At 43.1% G+C, this 24,105-nt stretch carries 19 protein-coding genes, 1 tRNA gene and 1 other RNA gene; 19 read left to right on the top strand and 2 right to left on the bottom strand.

Annotation, left to right across the window (positions count from 1 at the left end; genetic code table 11):
- Window position 1: 1 nt before the first annotated feature.
- The 11 genes from DWY31_RS02985 to DWY31_RS02935 all read left to right on the top strand — a co-directional run bounded on the left by DWY31_RS02985 (window position 2) and on the right by DWY31_RS02935 (window position 11,344).
- Complete coding sequence (locus tag DWY31_RS02985; protein ID WP_021860128.1) at window positions 2-478, top strand: (2Fe-2S)-binding protein; 477 nt, start codon at window positions 2-4, stop codon at window positions 476-478.
- On the top strand, window positions 466-2,748 hold the full coding sequence (locus tag DWY31_RS02980) for a xanthine dehydrogenase family protein molybdopterin-binding subunit (protein WP_118519485.1): 2,283 nt from the start codon (window positions 466-468) through the stop codon (window positions 2,746-2,748). The genes DWY31_RS02985 and DWY31_RS02980 overlap by 13 nt, the downstream gene beginning before the upstream one ends.
- A gap of 3 nt (window positions 2,749-2,751) precedes the next feature.
- Window positions 2,752-3,594 carry a selenium cofactor biosynthesis protein YqeC gene (yqeC, locus tag DWY31_RS02975; RefSeq protein ID WP_118519484.1) on the top strand — a complete coding sequence of 281 codons (843 nt, stop codon included), beginning with the start codon at window positions 2,752-2,754 and terminating at the stop codon, window positions 3,592-3,594.
- A gap of 105 nt (window positions 3,595-3,699) precedes the next feature.
- A complete protein-coding gene (gene yqeB / locus DWY31_RS02970) occupies window positions 3,700-5,061 on the top strand; it encodes a selenium-dependent molybdenum cofactor biosynthesis protein YqeB (protein ID WP_118519483.1) in 1,362 nt (453 codons plus the stop codon).
- Window positions 5,062-5,235: 174 nt separating this feature from the next.
- A complete protein-coding gene (locus tag DWY31_RS02965) occupies window positions 5,236-5,790 on the top strand; it encodes an RNA polymerase sigma factor (protein WP_118519482.1) in 555 nt (184 codons plus the stop codon).
- The gene (locus DWY31_RS02960; protein WP_118519481.1) at window positions 5,783-6,580 is read left to right on the top strand and encodes a hypothetical protein; all 798 of its coding nucleotides are present in this window, start codon (window positions 5,783-5,785) and stop codon (window positions 6,578-6,580) included. The genes DWY31_RS02965 and DWY31_RS02960 overlap by 8 nt, the downstream gene beginning before the upstream one ends.
- Window positions 6,555-7,460, top strand: a complete 906-nt coding sequence (locus tag DWY31_RS02955) for an ABC transporter ATP-binding protein (RefSeq protein ID WP_118519480.1) — start codon at window positions 6,555-6,557, stop codon at window positions 7,458-7,460. Before DWY31_RS02960 ends, DWY31_RS02955 begins: the two co-directional genes overlap by 26 nt.
- Window positions 7,457-8,578: a hypothetical protein gene (locus DWY31_RS02950; RefSeq protein ID WP_118519479.1), complete on the top strand. Its 1,122-nt coding sequence runs from the start codon at window positions 7,457-7,459 to the stop codon at window positions 8,576-8,578. Before DWY31_RS02955 ends, DWY31_RS02950 begins: the two co-directional genes overlap by 4 nt.
- On the top strand, window positions 8,575-9,735 hold the full coding sequence (locus tag DWY31_RS02945; protein WP_118519478.1) for a hypothetical protein: 1,161 nt from the start codon (window positions 8,575-8,577) through the stop codon (window positions 9,733-9,735). Before DWY31_RS02950 ends, DWY31_RS02945 begins: the two co-directional genes overlap by 4 nt.
- A gap of 107 nt (window positions 9,736-9,842) precedes the next feature.
- Complete coding sequence (locus DWY31_RS02940) at window positions 9,843-11,192, top strand: D-serine ammonia-lyase (protein WP_118519477.1); 1,350 nt, start codon at window positions 9,843-9,845, stop codon at window positions 11,190-11,192.
- 81 nt (window positions 11,193-11,273) lie between these two features.
- A tRNA-Gly gene (locus tag DWY31_RS02935) sits at window positions 11,274-11,344 on the top strand.
- Between the two features lie 341 nt (window positions 11,345-11,685).
- Here DWY31_RS02935 and DWY31_RS02930 read toward each other — a convergent pair.
- A complete protein-coding gene (locus DWY31_RS02930) occupies window positions 11,686-12,906 on the bottom strand; it encodes a 6-phosphofructokinase (RefSeq protein ID WP_117536802.1) in 1,221 nt (406 codons plus the stop codon).
- A gap of 207 nt (window positions 12,907-13,113) precedes the next feature.
- Between DWY31_RS02930 and DWY31_RS02925 the strand changes: the two genes are divergently transcribed.
- The 5 genes from DWY31_RS02925 (at window position 13,114) to DWY31_RS02905 (ending at window position 20,883) form a co-directional block, all read left to right on the top strand.
- The gene (locus tag DWY31_RS02925) at window positions 13,114-14,130 is read left to right on the top strand and encodes a glycosyltransferase family 2 protein (protein ID WP_117536801.1); all 1,017 of its coding nucleotides are present in this window, start codon (window positions 13,114-13,116) and stop codon (window positions 14,128-14,130) included.
- Window positions 14,131-14,199: 69 nt separating this feature from the next.
- Window positions 14,200-14,781: a manganese efflux pump MntP gene (locus DWY31_RS02920; protein WP_118519476.1), complete on the top strand. Its 582-nt coding sequence runs from the start codon at window positions 14,200-14,202 to the stop codon at window positions 14,779-14,781.
- A gap of 220 nt (window positions 14,782-15,001) precedes the next feature.
- Window positions 15,002-16,750: a S8 family peptidase gene (locus DWY31_RS02915; RefSeq protein ID WP_118519475.1), complete on the top strand. Its 1,749-nt coding sequence runs from the start codon at window positions 15,002-15,004 to the stop codon at window positions 16,748-16,750.
- A 187-nt stretch (window positions 16,751-16,937) separates the two neighbouring features.
- On the top strand, window positions 16,938-20,093 hold the full coding sequence (locus DWY31_RS02910; RefSeq protein WP_243060371.1) for a response regulator: 3,156 nt from the start codon (window positions 16,938-16,940) through the stop codon (window positions 20,091-20,093).
- Between the two features lie 91 nt (window positions 20,094-20,184).
- The gene (locus DWY31_RS02905; RefSeq protein ID WP_021860891.1) at window positions 20,185-20,883 is read left to right on the top strand and encodes a GTP pyrophosphokinase; all 699 of its coding nucleotides are present in this window, start codon (window positions 20,185-20,187) and stop codon (window positions 20,881-20,883) included.
- A 21-nt stretch (window positions 20,884-20,904) separates the two neighbouring features.
- Here the strand turns inward: DWY31_RS02905 and DWY31_RS02900 are convergent, their stop codons facing one another.
- Window positions 20,905-21,792 carry an RluA family pseudouridine synthase gene (locus DWY31_RS02900; RefSeq protein WP_118519473.1) on the bottom strand — a complete coding sequence of 296 codons (888 nt, stop codon included), beginning with the start codon at window positions 21,790-21,792 and terminating at the stop codon, window positions 20,905-20,907.
- A gap of 90 nt (window positions 21,793-21,882) precedes the next feature.
- Between DWY31_RS02900 and DWY31_RS02895 the strand changes: the two genes are divergently transcribed.
- The 3 genes from DWY31_RS02895 (at window position 21,883) to DWY31_RS02885 (ending at window position 24,097) form a co-directional block, all read left to right on the top strand.
- Window positions 21,883-22,914 (top strand): NUDIX domain-containing protein, encoded by a 1,032-nt coding sequence (locus tag DWY31_RS02895; protein ID WP_118519472.1) that lies wholly within the window; start codon window positions 21,883-21,885, stop codon window positions 22,912-22,914.
- Window positions 22,915-23,064: 150 nt separating this feature from the next.
- Window positions 23,065-23,412, top strand: a transfer-messenger RNA (tmRNA) gene (gene ssrA / locus DWY31_RS02890).
- A gap of 157 nt (window positions 23,413-23,569) precedes the next feature.
- Window positions 23,570-24,097: a nitroreductase gene (locus DWY31_RS02885; protein WP_117536794.1), complete on the top strand. Its 528-nt coding sequence runs from the start codon at window positions 23,570-23,572 to the stop codon at window positions 24,095-24,097.
- Window positions 24,098-24,105 lie beyond the last annotated feature (8 nt).

Below are 24,105 nucleotides of genomic sequence, written 5' to 3'. Positions count from 1 at the left end.
GATGCTCATCAGTATCATGTTAAATGGAAAAAAAGTGGTTGATGATATCAGCCCGGATATGACGCTTTTCAAATTTCTGCGTGCGCATGGATGCTACAGTGTCAAATGTGGCTGTGAGACAACGAACTGTGGCTTGTGTACTGTATTTTTAGACGAGAAACCGGTACTGTCCTGTGCTGTTCTGGCTGCAAGAGCGGACGGACATAAAGTGGAGACAATGGAAGGACTTCAGAAAGAGGCAGAAGAGTTTGGAAGATTTATTGCCGATCAGGGAGCAGAACAATGTGGTTTCTGTAATCCGGGCATGATCATGAATGCAATCGCCCTGTTCCGGGAGAAAGAAGAACCGACAGACGAAGAAATCAAACAGTATCTGGCAGGAAACCTCTGCCGCTGTTCCGGATATGAAGGACAGCTCCGGGGAATCCATGCATTTATGGAATATCGGAAAAATGGAGGTGCGACATGCGGGAAGTAGGAAAAAGAGTACGCAAAAAAGATGCAATGGCGCTGGTGACCGGTCAGCCGGTATATACCGATGATCTTGCGCCAAAGGAATGTCTCATTGTCAAAGTTCTGAGAAGTCCGCACGCTAATGCAATCGTAGAAGAAGTCAATAAAACGGTCGCACTGAAAGTTCCGGGTGTTGAAGCTATTTATACATGGGAGGATGTCCCGAAAGAACGTTTTGCGCAGGCGGGGCAGACGTATCCGGAGTGGAGTCCGTATGATCGGCTCATTTTGGATCAGCATGTACGTTTTGTCGGAGATCCGGTTGCAATCGTGGCTGGTGAGGACGAGGCATGCGTAGACCGTGCACTTAAGATGTTAAAAGTGAAATACAAAGTCCTTCCGGCAGTGCTGGATTATCATACTGCGAAGGACAACGAGACACTGGTGCATCCGGAGGACAGCTGGAAATCCCTGTATCCGGTTGGCGCAGACAATAAGCGAAATTTATGTGCCCACATGGAGGAAGAAAAGGGAGATGTGGAAGGTACGTTTAAAGACTGTGATATCGTACTGGAACACACTTATCATGTTCCGGCAGTGAACCAGACGATGATGGAGACATTCCGGACAGCCTGCTATCTGGACACATATGGCAGACTGGTTGTACTGAGTTCAACCCAGATTGTTTTCCATCTGCGTCGTATTCTCGGAAATGCTCTGGGCATCCCGAAGAGTAAGATACGTGTTATAAAACCAAGAATTGGCGGCGGATTTGGTGCGAAACAGACATCAGTATCGGAAGTCTATCCGGCATTTGTAACGTGGATGACAAAGAAACCATCCAAGATGATCTACACAAGAGTGGAAAGTCAAATCGCAGGCTCGCCGAGGCATGAGATGGATGTCACTGTGAGACTTGGAGCAGACAATGACGGGAAGATTCGTGTGATCGATATTTATAATCTGTCGAATACAGGAGCTTACGGTGACCACGGGCCAACGACAGCGGGGCTTACCGGACATAAGTCCATTCCAATGTATACCGGAAATCTGGAGGCATTCCGCCACACGTTTGATGTAGTTTATACGAATCAGCTTGCCGCGGGTGCATACCGCGGATACGGAGCAACACAGGGAATTTTTGCGCTCGAATCCATGGTCAATGAACTGGCAGGAATTCTGAAACGTGATCCGGTAGAACTGCGTATGCAGAATATATTAAAACAGGGCATGAAAATGCCGGCTTATTTTGATGAGACTGCGGAGTCCTGCCGTCTGGATGAATGTCTTGTGAGAGCGGCAGATATGATCGGATGGAAAGATAAATATCCATGCCGGGACATGGGAAATGGAAAAGTCCGTTCTGTAGGAATTGCGATGGCAATGCAGGGATCCTGTATTTCCTTTGTCGATGTTGGATCGGCAACTGTAATGTTAAATGAAGACGGCAGCTACAAACTTTCCATTGCAGCGGCAGATATGGGAACTGGATGTGACACCATTCTTTCACAGATGGCAGCAGATGTACTGCATGTATCGACGGATGAGATTTTTGTGTCCGGTGCGGATACGGACAATTCTCCATATGATTCCGGATCTTATGCATCCAGTACGACTTATATTACCGGTCAGGCAGTTGTTAAGGCATGTACTGAGCTTGAGAGGAGAATCTGTAAACTGGCTGCGCTCATGATGGAATGTGATGAAGAAGATGTCGAACTGGAAGGTCATCAGGTGTGCAATATAAAGACTGGAAGATCTGTGACGACAGAAGAAGTCGGGTTTAAAGCACAGAGTTTCAATGACTTTGCTTTACAGGTTACAGAAAGCCACACCTCGCCGGTATCTCCACCGCCATATATGGCAGGAGCAGTCGAGATCGAGCTGGATAAAGCAACCGGTCATGTGGAAGTTCTGGACTATGCGTCTGTCATCGACTGTGGAACGGTTGTGAATCCGAACCTTGCGACTGTTCAGGCAGAAGGCGGTCTTGGACAGGGAATCGGAATGACTCTTTATGAGAATATCCAGTATACAGAAAAAGGTCAGATGATAAATAATTCCTTCATGCAGTATAAGATCCCGACAAGAAGAGATTATGGACCGCTACGTGTGGAATTCAGACCAAGCTATGAACCGACTGGACCATTTGGTGTAAAATCAATTGGAGAGATTGTAATCAATACTCCGGCACCGGCAATTGCGCATGCGATTTACAACGCAACCGGATGCTGGCACAGAGACCTTCCAATTACCAGTGAGAAAATTGCTATGGCACTTTTGGACGGAGAATAGAAAATGACTGGCGAAATATACAGTTTAGATGAAAATGGATGGAAATGGACAGACAGTCTCTGGAAAGCGTTGGAGACTGGAGCTGTATCGAATCCGATGGCCAGGATGTGGGGAAAAAAAAGGACAGGCATAGTCAGTGTTGTAGGAGCCGGAGGTAAGACAACTGTTATCCGGAGACTCCGGGAAGAGTGTCTTGCAGAAAAAATACCGCATATTGTGTCTACGACAACACATATGCAGACCGGACCGGAAGAATGTTTTGTGAAAGCACCGGATCTGGAGCAGATAAAAAGTGTACTTGAAAAAAAAGGTACGGTGTGGATGGGAATCCCCATAAGTAAAGAGAAAATGGGGAGTTTTCCGTTGGATTTTCTTATAAATGTGGAAAACTTAAATGTTTGGATGTTTCTGGAGGCAGACGGAGCAAAATGTCTGCCGGTCAAAGCGCCGAGAGATACCGAACCGGTCATTTTAAAGGGAACAACCCATGTAATTAGTGTATATGGGCTGGATGGCATTGGGCAACAGATTCAAGAATGTTGCTGCCGTCCGGAGCATGTAGCGCAGATCCTTAATAAAAATACAGATGAGATACTTGAATGGAAGGATCTGGTAAAACTTGCATTAAGTCCGTGTGGCGGAAGAAAATCTGTGACCAATGAGATGGAATATCATGTTATTTTGAATAAAGCAGATACTAAGGAACAGAAAAAACTGGCAAGGAAGATTGCAGAAGCAATCATAGAGCAGGCGCAAATGTCTGAGCGGGAAAGAGAATGTTCTGAGAATCAAGCACATTCTGTAGTAAAATCAGTTCATATCACCGACTGGTTATATAGTAAATAAAATCTATAGCAATAAAATAGTTTCTAATCAAAAGAAGGTATGCTGGAAATAAAAGATAGATCAGAAAATAAAGATTGAAAATAGAAATAAAGAGAGGAGGCAGCTATGAAAATTTTAATCAAAGGAGCGGGAGATCTGGCGACAGGTATAGCTGCCGCCTTTTTTAGAAAAGGGCATCAGGTTGTTATGACAGAGATCGCATGCCCGCTTACCGTGCGGCGGCAGGTGGCATTTTCCAGAACTGTCTATGAAAAACGTGCAGTTGTAGAAGAGATGGAAGCAGTTCTTGTAAAAGATGCAAGTCAGATGCAGCAGGCAGTCAGCAGCGGCAAAGTCGCAGTGATCGTTGATCCGGAAGCGAAGATTCGGGAAGTATATAAGCCGGATGTGTTAGTGGATGCGATTCTTGCAAAACGGAATACAGGAACGAAGAAGGGCGATGCCCCTTGCGTGATCGGGCTTGGCCCGGGATTCTGCGGAGGAAAAGACTGCTATGCGGCGCTTGAAACTATGCGTGGAGATACATTGGGAAAGATTCTGTATGACAGCACACCGATTCCGAATACCGGTGTACCCGGAGTTGTCGGTGGATACAGTATCGAGCGTCTCTTAAAAGCATCCGGGGATGGAAAGATAGAACCGAAGGCTAAGATCGGTGACATTGTGGAAAAAGGGCAGATTGTTGCATACACAGGTGGAAAACCGGTGTACGCCGGAGTGGCAGGCATTGTCCGCGGTATGTTGCAGGCAGGTATAAATGTAAAGACGGGACTTAAGATTGGGGATGTAGATCCAAGAAAAGACATATCGCTTGTATATAAGATCTCGGACAAATCCAATCTGCTTGGAATGCAGGCATATAAAGTAGCCGAACAATATTTTTGCAGTCAGACAGGAATCGTTGTGCTGGCAGCAGGAAGATCCAGCAGATATGGAGAGAACAAGCTCCTGGCAGAGGTTGGAGGAAGTCCGATATTCCGGCACATTTTTGAGGTGTTGAAAGAATTTCCGATGTGTGAAAAGGTTGTTTCCACAAGATTTCCACAGATCATGAAAGAGGCCAAAGAGCAAGGAATTGCCGTTGCGGAAAATAATCATCCGGAGTGGGGAATCGCTTACTCTCTGCAGTGTGGATTGAAGAAGTGTCTGGAGCAGAAGCCGGATGTGAAGAAAATTCTATTCGTGGTAGGGGATCAGCCGTATCTGACAGCGGAAACACTGCGAAGACTGCTGGGTGTATCTGTACAGTATCCGGGAAAGATCATCTGCGCCGGCACGCATGGAAGACCGGGAAATCCGGTGCTGTGGGATCAGAAATATTTTCAGGAGCTTCTGAAATTAGAAGGAGACACAGGTGGCAGGCAGATTATAAAAAAATATCCGGATGAAGTTATAATCTGCGAAACAACGAAGAAAGAACTTCATGATATCGATCAGAAAACAGATATAGATTTAAGCGGACAGTAATCTGTCGCAGATAAAACGTCAGTTTCGGTAAAAGGTTATGCCGGTTCTGACGCTTTTTATTATATAAACAGGAAACTGCCAGATGATTTTCAAAAAATAATTATAAAAATTTCAAACTATTTTAGCGGAGATTTCGTATCTATAAGTGAACGGATAAGAAGGAAGTGATATTGCATGCAGTCGGACAACCATTTGATCCGTAAAATAAAGAAACAACAGAACAAAGAAGCAGCAGGACTTCTGATTGAAAGATATTACCGAGAAATCTATGCCTATACCTATCGTCAGGTTGCTTGCAAGGAACTTGCCATGGATCTGACCCAGGAAATCTTTATTCTTGTACTGAAAGGAATACGGGCTTTTGATGAAAAGAAAGGCTCTTTCCGTACATGGATTTACCGGATCGCATCAAATAAGATTACCGATTATTACAGAAGTCTTGCATACAGGAAGAGTCAGCTGGAAGGGCCCTATGGGCAGGAATATGAACATACCGGAGTAAGTCCGGATATCAGTTCACAGGTGCTCCGGCAGGAAACGATAAGAGAAGTGATGGCAGTTATTGTCCGTTACGATGAACCGTGGATACAGATCTTCCAGAAGCACTGCTTTGAAGAGCAGACGTTTGCAGAGATCGCAGAAGAACTGAAGTTGTCAGAAGGAACAGTGAAAACACGATATTATAAAATGCTTGCACAGATTCGGAAGGAGGTAGCGGATAATGAATGATAAACAAAGAGCGGAAGATCAGAAATGGAATGAATGGCTGGAAGAAAACTGCCGGATACAGGTTGAATATCCGGATATGGCAGAAATGGAACAGCAGAAAAACAGAATTTTGCAAAGCGCGCTTCCGGAGAAGGACAGTCTGTTTGAGCGGTTAAAGAAAATATATTATGGACCTGGACTGGGGATTATTTTTTATCGATGCACTCTGATCTGGGTAGTGATGATTTTACTTTATATAGGTGTCCTGGTTCTAAGTATTGGAACAAGAGATGCAAGGCAGACACAGATGGCGGTTGTGCTATTTGCATTCCCGGCAATGTATCTGGGCTTTTCGTTTCTGTCCTGCTGGGTAGATGAGCAGGAAGCAGTGACAGAACTTATAAATTCCATGCATTATTCCATGCATTACATTGTCGGACTCAGGATGTTCTATGCAAGTCTTGTCAGTGCTTTGATTAATTTAGGAACACTTCTGGTGCTTGGCGGACAGGCAGATACTATATTTTGGAAATTAAGCGCACTCGGAGTCAGTAGCATGTGCCTCTTTGCAGTCTTTGCATTGTATCTGTACCATTGCTTTTCATCGAGCTATGGAATTGGAGTCTTGCTTGTGCTGTGGGGAATCTTAGCTGTATTCAGTGCGTGGAGCAGATATGCATGGATCAAAATTCTGCTGACAGAGCTTCCGCTGGCAATTCATTTTGCAGTGGCAGCAGGCTTCTTTATATGTTTTGTGGTCTTAACAGGAAAGGTGGAGAAAGAAAATGTTACAGTTGTCGCATATCAGTAAAAATTATGGAAAATTCTGTGCAGTCCGCGATATTTCTCTCGAACTGGAGGATGGTCTCTACGGAATGCTTGCACCGAACGGAGCCGGAAAGACAACACTTATCAAGATGATCGTTACACTCTTATACCCAACGGAAGGTACAATCACATATGATGGAATAGAAATCCAGAAAATGGGAGAAAATTACCGGGATCTAATCGGTTATCTGCCACAGCAGTTCGGTTATTACAAAAATCAGTCACCTGTGCAGTATTTAAATTATCTGGCAGCATTAAAAGCTGTGCCGAAAGAAGGATTAAAAGAGAAAATAAAGGCGCTTCTGGAGCTGGTCGGGCTTAGTGAAAGCGCAGATAAGAAAATGAAAAAATTCTCCGGTGGAATGATCCAACGTGTCGGAATCGCACAGGCATTGTTAAATGATCCGAAGATTCTTATTCTGGATGAGCCGACTGCCGGGCTTGATCCGAAAGAACGGGCAAGATTCCGTAATCTGATTTCGTCTCTGTCAAGGGATCGGATTGTGATTCTGTCTACACATATTGTGTCGGATATTGAATCGATTGCCAATCAGGTGATCATGATCAAGGATAAAAAGCTGTACCGGAAAGACACTGTAGCAAATATCTGCAGCGAGCTGGACGGCGAGATATTTGAATGTGCAGTTCCGGAGAAGGAATTTCCATTATTTGAAAAGCAGTATCTGGTGCTGGGAGCAAGACAGGAGCATGGCTATCTGAAAGTCCGCTATTATGATCCGGACGGCTCGTTTGCCAGGGCAGGAAAGCTTAAGGAAGAATGGAAACCGGTCTTATGTGCCGCTAATCTGGAGGATGTATTCCTCGTAAGTTATGGCGATGAGAAGACGGAGGTGATACTGTGAGAATTTTAATACAGGAATGTAAAAAGATGTTGTCTGTCCGTTTGTTGTTATTACTTGCGTTATTTACCGTGTTATTTTATAACATGTTTTTTGAACTGAATCTGTATCCGGCAGGTGGTCAGTGTACAGATTCGCCGTATGACATGCCCTATGCCGCTAAACTGATCCGTAAATATGGATCGACACTTCCGGTCACAGAGAAAGGAAAGATTGAAAAAGAAGTTGAAGATTTGAAAAAACAGTCAACAGAGCTGATCCGGGAAGATTCCGCCCTGGTAAAGGCAGGAATTTCTGATTTTGATACGATGATGAAAGAGCGTGGCCGACTTGCGGATTATACGGATGAACAGATGTCAGAAAAAGAACAGAAAGAAAAGGAAGCAATCATGGATTTCACGTCATTCGAGACAGAAGGAGAAAAGATCATGTTCCAGATCCAGTATGCGAATAGTCTGCTGGATGATTTTGCCTTAACTGACCGCCCGGAGGTCAATCTGTTAAGAAGTGGCGCATTTTATATTTTGCAGACGGATATGAGCAAAATGCCGGTAATGATATTGATCTGTTATGCCGTTCTTCTGGTAGCTTATCATGTGAGGGAACGGATTCGCGGTGTGATGCCGCTCTATAGCACAACAAAAACGGGAAGGGAGATTTATCCGATCCAGTATCTTGGCGGATTCATCTGTTGTCTGATCATTGGAGTGCTGCAGCTTCTGGCATATACGATTGTGTGGTATGCAAAAGGCATGGGAATCTTCTGGCAGTGTCCGGCATGGGAGACAAGAGGTATAGAATGCTGGATTAAAGGTATCTCATTCGGACAGTATATGGGAATATATGAGATCCTTGTATTATTGTTCTGCATCGCAGCAATGGCATTAATTTATGGACTTGCAAGACTTGCACAGGGGTATATTACCGGAGTGGTATTGTCTATCCCCGGCTGTGTAATAACAGGCGCGGCAGGTTCTGTTATATTTGAAGGTTTGTGCAGTTCGTTCAACATGTTTTCCATGAAAATGTGGGAGTTATATGCTCTGATAGGGTGTGCCGTGCTTGCAGTGTTAGTCGTATACTTCAGGCTCAGATGGGATGAAAAGAGGGATATCTTATGATAAACAGAGATAAGATAGGTCAAAAAAACACCAGACTGACCTTCCGGATCATATTTCTGGAATGTCAGAAAATATTCCGTAATCCGCTTATCCTGCTTGTATTTCTTACTTTCCTTCTTATAAATATAGTTGTCGTGCAGAATGCATATGGCTCGCAGGACGACCAGAAATCGGTGCAGCGAATGCATCGTGTATTACAGGCGAAGGAACGGGGAAAAAAAAACAGTGACGTAGAAGTCTATAATGAATATAAGAAAGTTTACGGGAAGCTGTATGATAATCTGGATATGCTTAAAATTATGAAAATGAAAGAAAAGATGAGCCGTTACGAACCGACTGGAAAATATCAGAAGTTCATTGAGAATAATTATAAAAAACTGCAGAAGAGAGCTGATGAAATTAAAGCAAGCGGCGCAGACCAGGCGGATTTTTATCCGGGAATTGTTTATTTTGTACATGGCACATTATTTGGAAAACTTGGAAAGAAACTGCTACTTGAAATTGTAGTACTTGTCTTTCTTTCGGTGTTGTATCTGATGGATTACGAACGGGTGCAGAAAACAGAAGATCAGGTATTCGTAACAAGATGTGGAAAAGATACATTGCATTTAAAAATGATCGGTGGTATTCTTAGCGGGCTGATATACAGTGCTTTGTTATTGCTTGCAAGCTATGGATGGTTTTTAGCAAAACTGCCGCTTAAGGGGCTGTGGAAGGTGCCGGTCTCTGCAAGCATGATGGCAGAACCAAGGTCTGGAATGCTTAATCCATTTGTGACATTCTGGAATGTGAATCTGCGTTCTTATCTGCTTCTGACGCTTGTAATGTTCCTGGCAATTGCACTTCTGGCGGGTGTACTGGCAGGTGCGGGATGGTATTGCCTGAAAAACAGTTATCTTGTATTTTTGGTTTTAAGTGTACTGCTGATGGGTTCGGTGCAGGCTGCTCTGGTTCATACGACAACATTTCTGGATATCGTACTTGCCATATGTAATCCGGGAATACTGTGGATTACCTGCGGTGCCTGGTTCATGGAAAATGATCTTACGCTTTCGTTTGCGGGAAGTGAATTTTGCTGCCTTTTCGGATGTGGTATTCTGATTTTACTGCCGTATTTTATTGGGAAAAAAAGATTTCGGAAATGGGAACTGAAGTAGTTCGGAAAAAGAAATTGTGAAAAAGATTGTCTCCGTGCCTGGAAATGTCTATAATGTTTTCATAGGATAGAAGAGTGACAGGAAAATGACTGGAAAGGAGACAGACAATGGCGAACGGAACATATAAGAATATATTGGAAGAGCGCAATGCACAGATGATCGAACAGATGCGTGACAAGCAGGAAGTCGGGTGGAGCAATCCGGCATATTTACCATTTGATTTTGTGAATGGTGTCTGCGAACTGGTAGTATCGGACGCAGACATCGAAGATGCGAAAAAACGTCTGGAGAGATTTGCACCATTTATTATGAAAGAATTCCCGGAAACAAGGGAAACGGGAGGACTGATCGAATCTCCGTTAGTTGAGATCGACAAGATGCAGGAAGGCTTAAAGAAGGAATATACATGTGAGATACCGGGAAGACTGTTCCTGAAAAAAGACAGCCATCTCGCAATCGCTGGCTCTGTGAAAGCAAGAGGCGGTATTTATGAAGTATTAAAACATGCAGAAGATCTGGCACTGAAAAACGGAATGTTGAAAGAACAGGATTCTTATGAAGTCTTCGCAGATGAGAAGATGAAGGAGTTTCTGTCCGGATACACGGTTCAGGTCGGCTCTACCGGTAACCTTGGCATGTCTATTGGAATTATGAGTGCGGCGCTTGGCTTTCATGTGATCGTGCATATGTCGGCTGACGCAAAACAATGGAAGAAGGACCTCCTTCGCAGCAAAGGAGTGGAAGTTATTGAATATGAGCAGGATTATTCCAGAGCAGTTGAGGAAGGCCGGAAAAATTCAGATGCTGATCCAAAGAGTTATTTTGTAGATGATGAGAAATCGGTGAATCTGTTTCTGGGATATGCAGTGGCAGCAGGGCGGCTTAAGAAACAGTTTGAAGAGCAGGGAGTTGTTGTAGATGAAGAACATCCGCTGATTGTATATATACCGGCAGGTGTTGGCGGCGCTCCGGGTGGTGTGTCTTACGGGCTGAAACGTCTCTATGGAGATCTGGTACATTGTTTCTTTGTAGAGCCGGTAGAATGTCCGTCTGTAATGCTTGGAATTGCAACGCAGAAATTTGAGCATGCCAATGTGCGGGATTATGGAATGACAGGCAAAACAGAGGCGGATGGTCTTGCATGTGCCAGTCCGTCCAGCTTTGTGACAAGAATTATGACGAACTTGCTATCGGGGGGATTCACAGTCAATGACAGCAAACTGTATGATTTTCTAAGACTTCTCTACAAGACAGAAGAGGAGCAGATTGAGCCATCCAGCTGTGCAACTTTTATCGGACCTGTCCGTTTGCTTGAAGAAGAGGAGACAAAGGCATATTGTAAGAAGCATGCTTTAACGGAGAAAATACTTAAAAATGCGACACAGATCGTGTGGGCAACCGGTGGCAGACTTGTACCGGATGAGATACGGAAAGAATATTTAGAGAAACATTTATAGAAACATTTGTAAAAAAGTGTTGACATTTTAAAATTCGCATAATATAATATTATTCGTGTCACGGAGAGTGATGCGGATAATGCGGGTGTAGTTCAATGGTAGAACACCAGCCTTCCAAGCTGGATACGTGGGTTCGATTCCCATCACCCGCTTTTTTGTATGTTAGTAATAAGATACAAGAGGGGATTTTAGAAAGCCGTATAGCTGCGCTTGTTAAAGCGCGGTTATGCGGCTTTTATGTTATAGCTACGAGGATCCTGACTTATAAATAAAAAAGCTGCCGGTGGCAGAGTAAAAAAGTTCTTTAAAAAGGGAGGATGCCGGGTGATCGCTTTTGCGATACCCGGCATGTATTATGAAAAAGTTTATTCAAAAGTTTAGTTGTTGTCTTTTCTTTGTATGTTTACATTATATGCAACACCTGTGAAGAAAACGTGTTGTATCAGTGAAAGAATTTTTAAAGAAAAGTGAACAAAATATGAACGTTCCAGAGCTATTTGCGATAAGCAAAAACAGGGAGCCCATCTTTGGTTGGAACCGTTACATCTCCCTGGATCAGCGGGCGTGCATAAGTAATAAATGCAGAACTGATATCTGATCCGTCACCGGTGATCCATTCGGTTGGAACTGCTTTTTCTTTATTACAGATATGATTTACATCGGCAGTGCCGTATGATAACTCATAAGGATGATCCTGACGGCGAATGAAAGTAATCATCTTACCGGTTTTGCCGGCAAGTGCAGCCTGAACGCCGTAAGTACCTGCACCGATTGCTTCTGTAAGATCGGCAGCAGAAAGCATGGAGCTGGAACAGCGTTGGCAGACATTCAGTTCGATGGAACGGACTTTTACACCGACTTTTTCTTTGACAAGATTTTCTAGGTATTTACCGGAACCGGTGAGCATCTTGTGTCCAAAGGTATCTACTCCGACATCGCTTGCATATTCACAGATAAAAGTACCTTTTCCATCGTTAATTCCTTCTGAAATGCAAACAACAAGGTTCGGTGTTGTTTTTAAAGCTTCTTTTACTTTTGCAATGAAAGCATCCGGATCAAAAGCAACTTCCGGCAGATAAATGAGAACCGGGTTATCGCCTTTAAATTTGCGGGCGAGAACGCTGGCAGCGGTCAGCCATCCGGCATGACGTCCCATGATTTCTACGATGGTAACAGACTGTTTATTGTCGTAAACAGAAGCATCTGCTGTAACTTCGCGGACAACAGAAGCAACGTATTTAGCGGCACTTCCATATCCGGGAGTGTGGTCAGTTTCTACGAGATCGTTATCAATTGTCTTCGGAACACCGATAAAACGGATCTTGCTGTTTGTTCCGGCAGCATAGCGGGAAAGCTTGCTTACGGTATCCATCGAATCATTTCCGCCAATGTAGAAGAAATATCCGATGTTTTTTTCTTCGAATCTGCGGAACAGTTCCGGATAAACAGGATCAGTTAAATCCTCCGGCAGTTTGTAGCGGCAGGAGCCAAGATAAGCTCCGGGTGTTGTCCTTACAAATTCAAGTTCTCTGTTTTCGGCAAGTGCATTCATATCCATGATGCGGTCGTTTAAGAAACCTTCGATTCCATTTATCATGCCATAGACGTGACTGATCTTGTCCGGATGTGCAAGTCCTTCGGTGACAACTCCGTAGAGACTTCCGTTGATAACGGCGGTTGGTCCGCCGGACTGTCCAACGATTATATTTTTCATATTTAATCCTCCATATTAAAATATTTTATTTCGGTTTGAACAAAAAACCCTGTATGACAATAATGCATACTACAGGTTCACTATAACGGAAAATAAAAATATTTACAATCCCAAAGAGAATCTTAAGAATAAATTTAACTGTTCTTTATTGGAAAATTGGGAAAAATAAGGTATACTGATTCGGGAAACGAAAGAAAGGAGAATACAATGAAGTATATTTCATTTGCAATTCCAAGTTATAATTCACAGGAATATATGGCAAAAGCAATTGAGAGCATTTTGCCGGGGAAAGAAGAAGTAGAGATTATTATTGTTAATGACGGATCTAAGGACAGAACATCTGAGATCGCACATGAATATATGGAAAAGTATCCGGATATTGTAAAGGTGGTAGACAAAGAGAATGGCGGACACGGAGACGCGGTGAATGCAGGTTTAAGTCACGCAACCGGAAAGTATTTTAAAGTAGTAGACAGCGATGACTGGGTAGATGAAGAAGCACTGCATAAGATTCTTGCACTTTTAAGAAATCTGGAAGAAGACGGTGAAGAGATTGATATGCTTATTTCCAACTATGTTTACGAGAAGGTTGGAGCAACGCATAAGAAAGTGATTCATTACAGAAATGTACTGCCACAGGATGAGATCTTCCACTGGGAGGATATCGGGCATTTCCATCTGGATCAGTATATCCTAATGCATTCGGTTATCTATCGTACAGATATGCTGAAGCTGATTCAGTTACATCTTCCGAAGCATACATTCTATGTAGATAATATTTATGTGTATTATCCACTTCCGCATGTGCGTAAAATATATTATCTGGATGTGGATTTCTACCGTTACTTTATTGGAAGAGACGATCAGTCAGTCAATGAGAAAGTAATGATCAAACGTCTGGATCAGCAGATTTTTGTTACAAAGACAATGATCGATATGTACCAGTTAAAGGATATCGGCTGTAAGAAACTAAGATCTTATATGTTGAATTATCTTGCAATTATGATGACAGTTTCTTCTATTTTATGTATTCGTTCCAAAGATAAAGAGAATCTGGCGAAGAAAAAGGAACTCTGGCAGTATCTGCGAAGAAAGGATTTCCGTAGCTTTGTAAAAATCCGCTATGGAATTCTTGGACAGACAATGAACATTCCGGGAAGATCAGGAAGAAAGATTTCTTCTCTTGCATACAGCGTTGCAAGACGTCTGATTGGATTTAATTAAAATAGAAACCAGGTATAGTTTGGAACTGTATCTGGTTCTTTTTTGCTATTTAATATCGGAGGAAGAAAGATGGAATGGAATGTATTATTTTTTGTAAACAGTGTGTTGCTGGGTGTTGGTCTTACAATGGATGCGTTTTCCGTGTCGCTGGCGAATGGGCTTAATGAGCCAAAGATGCGGAAGAAAAAAATGTGCGGAGTAGCAGGTGTATATGCATTTTTTCAGGCATTGATGCCAATGACCGGGTGGATATGTGTACATACGATCGTGCAGTATTTCCGGGCGTTTGAAAAGTTTATCCCATGGATTGCGTTAATATTACTTCTTTATATCGGTGGAAAGATGCTGTGGGACGGATTTAGGAATGATGAGGAAGAAGAGAAGCCGGGTGTAGGCGCATGGGCTTTATTTGTACAGGGAGTGGCAACATCGATTGATGCGCTGTCCGTTGGATTTACAATTGCAGAATATGACTTTTTTATGGCGCTTGTCTGTTCCCTGGTCATTGCTACCGTAACGTTCTTTTTTTGCATTTCAGGACTTGCGATCGGTAAACGGTTCGGAACAAGATTTGCCGGAAAAGCAACGATTCTTGGGGGAATTATTCTGATCGTGATCGGTCTGGAGATCTTTATTGCCGGTGTATTTTAAGAGAAAAATCAAGTCACAATGGTCACAGAAAAAGCGCTGTATCATTCTGCTCCATGTTACGGTATTTTTACTCATAACAGATATTGTTGTAAATGTAGTTCCGGAAAAATAAAACGGGAAGAAGTGCTGGCATTTATCATGAGTATGTATTATTTCAGGAAAATGAAGCGTGTACGCGGAATATACTTTCAGTAAATAAGAAAGTATTTAAGGTGTTTATATGACCAGTCAGAAATTGGAGAATCTTTTAAATCTGGCACTGGATTCTACGGAAGAAGAGAGAAAAAGATCACGGAATCTGGATGTTGGGTATGACCGGCTGGAAAGAGAGTGGGACCTGATCGTTAAATATTCCGGGGACCTGGGACGTGTAAGAAATATTGCAGTACGTGTAACGGAACTTCAGAATGAATATGCAGTCATCAGAATCGCGGAATCAAAAATAGAAGAGCTGACGGAGATTACAGAAGTTGAATATGTGGAAAAGCCGAAAAGATTATTTTTTCAGGTAGCGAATGGAAAGCGGGTATCTTGTATTAACGAAGTACAGGATACGCGTTTTTCTTTATTTGGACAGGGAATTCTGATCGGGATCATAGATTCCGGGATTGATTATGCAAATGCGGATTTCAGAGATGCAGATGGAAATACAAGAATCCGTTTTCTGTGGGATCAGTCTTTAAATCCAGAACCGGGGGAGAGCGCGCCGAAAGGATATGAAATCGGCGTGGAATATACAAGTGAGCAGATCAATGAAGCTTTACAGGAAAATTCTGTGACAGAGCGGATGGAAAGAGTGAGAAGCCGGGATGTTTCCGGGCATGGAACAGCGGTGACTGGTGTGGCAGCAGGGAATGGACGAAACAGTAATGGAAGGTATGCGGGCGTGGCGACGGAAAGTGAACTGCTGGTTGTCAAACTTGGAACACCTGATGTGGAGGGATTCCCGCGGACAACGGAGCTTATGCTGGCACTGGATTATGTTATCCGGAAAGCGTTGGAGCTTCGCATGCCGGCAGCTGTGAATTTAAGTTTTGGAAATACCTACGGTTCACATGATGGAACATCACTGGTGGAACGTTATATTGATGATATGTCAAATATGTGGAAAAGTGTTATTTGTGTCGGAACCGGAAATGAGGCGGCAAGTGCCGGGCATACATCCGGTATGCTGCAGGAAAATACGGAAACAGTCATTGAACTTGCGGTACAGGAAAATCAGCCGGCGCTGAATGTGCAGATCTGGAAAGAATATACGGATGTTGTGGAGATTTCTGTAATTGCGCCATCCGGTCTTCGAAGTACGCAGATTGCAGAAATACTTGGAACACAAAGATTTACACTGGGACAGACAGAACTGCTTATTTATTATGGAAAACCGAGTCCATACAGTACTGCACAGGAAATCTATATTGATTTTCTGCCGGTAAACCGTTTTGTCGGCAGTGGTGTGTGGAAAATTATAATACAGCCTGTAAAGGTTGTGAATGGTTTATATGAATTATGGCTTTCGGGAGACATCGCGCTGAACCGCGGAACCGGGTTTTTAAAGCCAGAAGCAACGACGACGCTTACGATTCCTTCTACGGCAGGACGGGTAATATCTGTCGGTGCATATAACGGAACAACATTTTCCTATGCTGATTTTTCAGGAAGAGGTCCACTGAGGAGAGGGGGAGGCATTGTGGAGAAGCCGGATCTGGTCGCACCGGGAGTCGATGTGACGACGGTGACAACAGGCGGCGGATATGCAGCGTTTACCGGGACATCTTTTGCAACTCCTTTTGTGACAGGAGCAGCAGCACTTCTGATGGAATGGGGGATTGTGAAAGGGAATGATCCATATTTGTATGGGGAGAAGGTGAAGGCTTATTTGAGAAGGGGAGCAAAACCACTGCCGGGGTATGAGGAGAGACCGAATGCGGAGAGCGGATATGGAAGGTTATGTGTGACAGAGAGCTTGCCATAGATATACTTCTTCTTTTTCCCGAATGGACGTCCGGAATTGGAAATAGGACTTACTGGTCTGGTATGTGCAATTGTCATCAGCCTGTTTTTCCTTTTTTGCGGAAGATTCCATCAGAAGCTTTTGTTGCTTATTCTCAGAAAATCGGCTAAAATGAGTGTAGTCTAACATACGATTTTGGAGCATGGAAATGGATAAAGAAATAAGCAATAAAAAGAAGAAAAGAACATATCTGTTGCGTATCGGGATGATGATATTAACGCTCGTTCTGATTGTATTATTTGTTTTAATGATGGCACTCGTATCCAGGATTCAGGGAACCGGGCGTGTTGTCAATTATGCCGGTCTGGTCAGAGGAAAAACACAGCGGATCATTAAGCTGGAAGATGCCGGAAAACCGCAGGATCAGATGCTGCAGGATGTGCAGGATTATATTGATGGTCTTCGGGGCGGAAGTGATAAGTTACAACTTGTACGTCTGGAAGATAAGAAGTTTCAGAGTAAGATGAAAGAACTGGACGATTATTTCCAGCAGTTAAAAAAAGAAATCCTGATTGTCCGGGAGAAAGGATACGAGCATACACAGATTGTTGAAAAGAGTGAAGAGTTTTTCAAAATATGTGATGAAGCAACCGGATTTGCGGAAGTATATTCAGATAAAAGAACATCAACACTGGATGTATTGGAAAAAATTGTAATTCTTGATATATGTGGTCTGGTACTGCTCCTTGGACTGGAAATTTTGAAGATGCTGCGTTATGCAGCGCAGAACCGTCTTTTACAGAAAAAGATTTATCTGGATGAGGCAACCGGACTTCCGAATAAAAATAAATGCGAAGAGATTCTGGAAAATGACAAAGAACTTGAAGCGGGAGCACAGATCGCAGTCTGTGTGTTTGATCTGAATAATTTGCGTATGATCAATAACAATCTCGGACATGACAAAGGGGATGCGTATATCCGGTCTTTTGCCGGACAGCTTCGCGCAGCCATGCCGGAGGATGCCTTTGTAGGCCGTGATGGTGGAGATGAATTCCTTGCAGTGCTGACAGGGAAAAATCATACCGAAGTGCAGGAGTGCCTGGCAGGTGTGAGAAAAAGTGTAAAACTGTATTCGCGGCAGCATCCGGAAATGCCGATCAGTTATGCGGCAGGATATGCTTTGTCAGATGATTATGAGCCATGTACAATGCGCATGCTGTTTAAACAGGCGGATAAGAATATGTATGTAGACAAAAACCATGCCAAGGTTCAGGAGAATGAAAGAAAAAGGAAAGAAAGCCTTCAATTGTTGGACAGGATTCGGGAAAAGCACTATGTATTTGCAAACTGTCTGTACTGTGACGCAAGGATGGATACTTATCGTATGTTAAGATCCGAAGAAGGATTTTTCCTTGCAGAAGATGGAAGTTATACGGGAGCGGCAGAACAGGTGCTGCGGGAATTTGCAGCAGATGATACAAGAAAGAAAATGCGGAAATGGCTTGAGATTGCTTCAATGGAACAGTCACTTGGCCCTGCGATGGAGAAGACAGAGTTTTCTTATCAACGTAAAGTGGGAGCGGGATATCGGTATGGAAGAATGACGGCACTTTTTGTAAATGATGCGGCAGATGGAAGACTGCATCATTTCATCCTTGGATTTGATGAATTTCACGACAGTGAGAAGATGGGTACAGATGAAAAATTTCAACTGACGAGATATTATGAGCAGATGAAACAGTCCATTCTGGAGAACGGCAATTATGTAGAAGCACTGATGGAAACCGCACAGGCAATTTATACGGTAGATCTGACCAATGACTGCCTGAAGAGTATTTTCTACCATACCGGAAGACACGAATTTGCGGTAGATGCAAAGACACCGTGTTCCTATGACCTCTATTGTCAGGAACGACAGCAGTATGTTGCAGAAGAGACACTGGAGAATTATCGGATCGTAGATTCGTCTTCCAAGCTGCTGGAACGTTATCTGAATGGCGAAAAACAGGTTACAGTAGAATATCAGGAACGGAATCATACAGGGAAATATGTCTGGATGCAGAAAACAGTTCTTATGTCACTGGACACGTTATTTGACAGTAAAACAGGAAAAAGAAGTACAGTGATCCAGGGAATGATCCTGTTCAAAAATACTTCGCTGTTTCATGCAAAAGAACAGCAGGAGAGAGAACGTCTGCAGGTCGCTTATGAAACTGCAGATTCAGAGAACAAAGCCAAAACAGAATTTATGAACCGTATGAGTCATGATATTCGCACACCGATTAATGGAATTGCCGGAATGATAGATATTATCCAGAAAAACTGGGATGACAAAGAGAAACTGGACGATTGCTTAAGAAAGCTTCGACTTTCTACAGATCATTTACAGGCGTTGGTAAATGATGTACTTGAAGTGAATAAAATCTCATCGGGAAAAATGAAACTTGGTAAAGAACCATTTAATCTGAAAGAACTGATGGATGAAGTAAGTGCACTTCTGGATATCCAGATTAAAGAAAACGGAATTACGCATGAAAAGCACAGAATTGATCTCAGGCATGTAAAGTTGATTGGAAGTCCGCTGCATTTACGTCAGATTTTAATTAATCTTTTGAGTAATTCAATCAAATATAATAAAGAAAACGGACATATTGACACGTATGTACAAGAAGTGAAATATAATGATACACATGCATTGTATGAATTTAAGATTGTCGATACCGGTATCGGTATGAGTAAAGAATTTATTGCAAATCAGATTTATAAGCCATTTACACAGGAAAATACAGATGCGCGTACACAGTACAAAGGAACAGGCCTTGGAATGTCGATCGTGCGGGGACTGATTGATAAGATGCATGGAAGTATTAAAGTAAAAAGTGTGCTTGGTGAAGGCTCTGTATTTATTGTACAGATTCCATTTGAACTGGATACTGCCGAATATGAGACAGACATATCAGAAAAAGAAAAAACGGATAAATCACTTAAAGGATTGCATGTTTTACTGGTAGAAGATAATGATATCAACATGGAAGTTGCACAGTTCTATCTGGAAGATGCCGGGGCAACGGTAGAAAAAGCATGGAACGGACAGGAAGCAGTTGATATGGTGAGTAAAAACTGTAATTATGATGTGATCTTAATGGATCTGATGATGCCGGTGATGGACGGTATGGAAGCAGCGAGAAGAATCAGGAAGCTGGAAACTGACCATGCAAAAAATGTCCCAATTCTGGCAATGACTGCACAAAGTGCCTCAGACAGCGAACAGATGTGTAAGGATGCGGGAATGAACGGATATGTGGCGAAGCCGGTGGCTGCAAAGCTATTGACAATAGAAATCAGAAAGGCAATGCAGTGCTGATTTTACATAAAATTTTCCTGGATTTACGAATATATCGATAGATAGAATCGGAAAAATAAGGTACTATTTTGCTTTATAAAGGAGTAAAATCATGACAAAAAAGAAGAAAAAAAGTGTAAAAAAAGACAGGCAGGAAAAAAGATTGCAATGCCTGTCTGAAAAAGAACAACAGAAGATAGATGATATTGCGGAATGCCTGGCTGAAACAGAATATCAAATTAAATGCCAGTGTGCGATAGACATTCTTATAGCGAAACTACAGATGATTAATACAGAATTATCCAAACAAAAAGGAAGAACGGTTGTGAATCAGATCAGCAGCCGGAAGAAGAGTGCAGAAAGTATTTACGCAAAACTGGTACGAAAAGGCTATAAGACAGATTTCCAGACGGCAGCGGAGAAATTGAATGATCTTGTAGGCGTTCGCGTGGTCTGCCCGTTTGAAGATGAAGTATATGAAGTCGCAAATATATTAAAAGCGCAGGGAGATGTAGAAGTTCTTAAGGAGAAGGACTACATCAAGGTACCGAAAAAGAATGGTTATAAGAGTCTGCATATTACGTTGGAAATCCCGATTTATTTTGCAAAAGGTTCTCAGAAGCAGAAAGTAGAAGTGCAGTTTCGGACAGTTGCGATGGATTACTGGTCTGTGTTGGATTATCAGTTGTTTTATAAGAAGCAGCTGGACGGCAGCGATGAAGTGGCAGCAGAATTAAAGAAATATGCAGAGGATATTGCAAAACTGGACGCCCGGATGTTAAAACTCCGAGACAAGATTGAGAAGATATAAAGTTATAAATGGCACAGGAGTTTACTGAAGTATCTGTGCCATATCATCAGGAAGCGGTGCGGTAAATTCCATTGTCTCACCGGTGATCGGATGTGTAAAAGACAATTTGTGAGAATGAAGAGCCTGTCTTGTAATATGTTCCATGTCGGGATTATACAGATAATCGCCAATGAGTGGAAAACCAAGGTAGCGCATGTGGATCCGGATCTGATGGGTGCGGCCTGTCTCCAGACGGAGGGAGACAAGGCTGTGCCCGTTTTTTTCATCCATGACATGGTAGTGTGTGATCGCTTTTTCTCCATTTTCAAAATCTACCGTCCGTTCAATGATTGTTCCGGGCTTGCGGCCAAGAGGCGCATTGATCGTGCCTTCGGACGGTGTGACAGAACCTTTGCAAATAGCGAGGTATTCCCGGTGGATACGCCGCTCCTTTACCATAGTGGATAAAATGCTTCCGCTCACCAGATGCTTGGCGACAACTGTCAGCCCGGAAGTATCCCGGTCTAAGCGGTTGCAGCAACGGAAAATAAAAGGTTTTCCCTGTTCCTGATAGTACCATGCAAGCGCATTTGCCATCGATTCGGTGTAATGATTCAAAGACGGATGGATCGGCATACCGGCGGCTTTATTTATAACAACGATATCTTCATCTTCATAGACAATATCAAGTGGATGATAAACCGGTGGGATCTTTTCCGAACAGGCAGTTTCGCAGATCTTGATAACGAGATCATCACCGGTTTTTAATGTCTGGCGCATATAATAATGTTTTCCGTTTACAAGTACGCTTTTGGGCATACGCTTGATCTCGGCAAGATTCTGACCGGAATAACCTTTGCGGCGTAAAAACTGCTCCACGCGGAGTCCGTTTTGCTCTTCTGTTATTTTATATTCAATCGTTCGATTCATTGCATTTCTCCTGAAAATTCATTATCATAATAACGGAACATTGGTATCATACCATAAGATAAAACGGACACTCAAGAGGAGAGGACGAAAATGACAGGATTAAGTACACTATGTTATATAGAAAAAGACGGAAAATATCTGATGCTTCACAGAACGGTGAAGAAAAATGATGTAAATAAAGATAAATGGATCGGAGTCGGAGGACATTTTGAAGTGGATGAAAGTCCGGAAGAGTGTCTTCTTCGCGAAGTAAAAGAAGAGACCGGCTATACGCTGACATCTTATCAGTACCGCGGAATCGTGACCTTTGTATCCGGTGGCGGTGTGACAGAATATATGTCTTTATTTACTGCAGATGGATTTGAAGGAGAACCGATTCCATGCGATGAAGGCGAACTGGAATGGGTGGATATCGAAGAAGTATGGCATCTGAATATCTGGGAGGGAGATAAGATCTTCTTCCGTCTGTTGGATGAACAGAAAGAATTTTTCTCTTTGAAATTGACCTATGATGGCGGAGACAAGCTAGTTGCAGCAGCATTGAATGGAAAGCCTATGGAGCTTTTCGATGTACTGGATGAAAATGGAAATAAAACCGGCATAACAAAAGAGCGCGGTGTGGTGCATAGAGAAGGAAGTCCGCATGCAACGGTCCATATGTGGATTGTCCGTGAAAAAGAGACAGAACATGGCAGAGATTATGATGTGTTGCTCCAAAAACGAAGTGCCTGCAAAGATTCCAATCCGGGCTGCTATGATATATCTTCCGCAGGGCATGTGGAAGCGGGCGCAGGGCTTTTGGAATCTGCAATCCGCGAAATAGGTGAAGAACTAGGTCTTGCTGTTACTGCAGAAGATCTTCATTATGTCGGTGTTCATAACGCGGCATTCGAAGCAGAGTTCCATGGTCGGATGTTTCGCGATAAAGAATTCAGCAGTGTGTATGTCTATACAAAGCCGGTAGATATCGCGGATCTTAAATTACAGGAGTCAGAAGTTGAATCGGTAAAATGGATGGACTATGAAGAATGCCTGAAGGGTGTGCAGGACGGAAGCCTGCCGAACTGTATTTATGAAGATGAGTTTCGGATGGTGCGGGAGTACCTGGAGAAGTATATGTAGAAGTTGAAGGAATCGGTGACTGCTGGGGATTGCAGGAAGTGATGATATTTTAAACTACAAGTTTAATGAGCACCCCTTGACTTTTCAGCGGCATCTCCCTATAATGATATCCAGACGAAAGACGTCTGCACACCAGTAGTCTATACGCAAGGGCTTGTACTGGTTTCGACGGGGGTCTGGAAGTTGGAGAAGCCATCCGTAGCGGGACACTACGTTAAAAGTTCCAACTAAATATAAACGCAGACGAAAATTTAGCGTACGCAGCCTAATTAGGCGGCAGTCGGCCCGGAATCATCCGCTGTTCCGGTAACCGGCTTCAAACAGGCGGAGCACTTCGTTTCCAAAGCTTTGCGGAGATGGAAGAACTTATGAAGCTACTAAAACGGATAACCTGTCATTAGGTGATTCGCGGAGGGAATGTCAGAATAATGACTGTGATGGGAGATGCTCTGATGGATGGGCTTTCGGACGCGGGTTCAACTCCCGCCAGGTCCATTTTAACGGAACAGGATAACGGCATTGTGTAGTGATGAATCATTATACAGTGCCGTTATTTTTTAGGTAATAAAAAACTTTGCTTCCATTAAGTATTCCAAATCAAATAAAAGCATATATAATAGACAGTAGTTTGAAAGATTGATTGGAGGTCATGAATATGAATGAAATAATAAAAGCAATGGAAGAACGCCGCAGTATCCGCAAATTCAAACCGGACATGCCGGCAAAGCAGGATCTGGAGCAGATCATTGAAGCAGGTCTGTATGCAGCAAATGGCAGGGGACAGCAGGCAACTATTACAATCGCTGTGACAAATAAAGAACTTCGCGATGAGTTATCAGAGATCAACCGCAAGATTGGTGGCTGGGATGAAGGCTTTGATCCATTTTACGGTGCACCGGCGATTTTGCTAGTGTTAGCAAATAAGGAGAGATCCACTTGTGTTTATGATGGAAGCCTTGTTATGGGAAATATGATGCTTGCCGCACATACACTGGGACTTGGAAGCATCTGGATCCACCGTGCAAAAGAAGAATTTGAGATGCCGGAATACAAGCAGTTATTGAAGAAATTAGGAATCGAAGGCGAATGGGAAGGAATTGCCCACTGTGCTGTCGGATATGCGGATGGAGAACTGCCGCAGGCAGCCGACAGAAAAGAAGGAAGAGTATTCTGGATTGAGTAAAAAGGAAC

It is taken from the genome of Dorea sp. AF24-7LB (assembly GCF_003478575.1).
Taxonomy (GTDB): Bacteria; Bacillota; Clostridia; order Lachnospirales; family Lachnospiraceae; genus Dorea_D; species Dorea_D hominis.
Note: the sequence above shows the minus strand (reverse complement) of the source record. Positions and strands in the feature narration are given on the sequence as shown.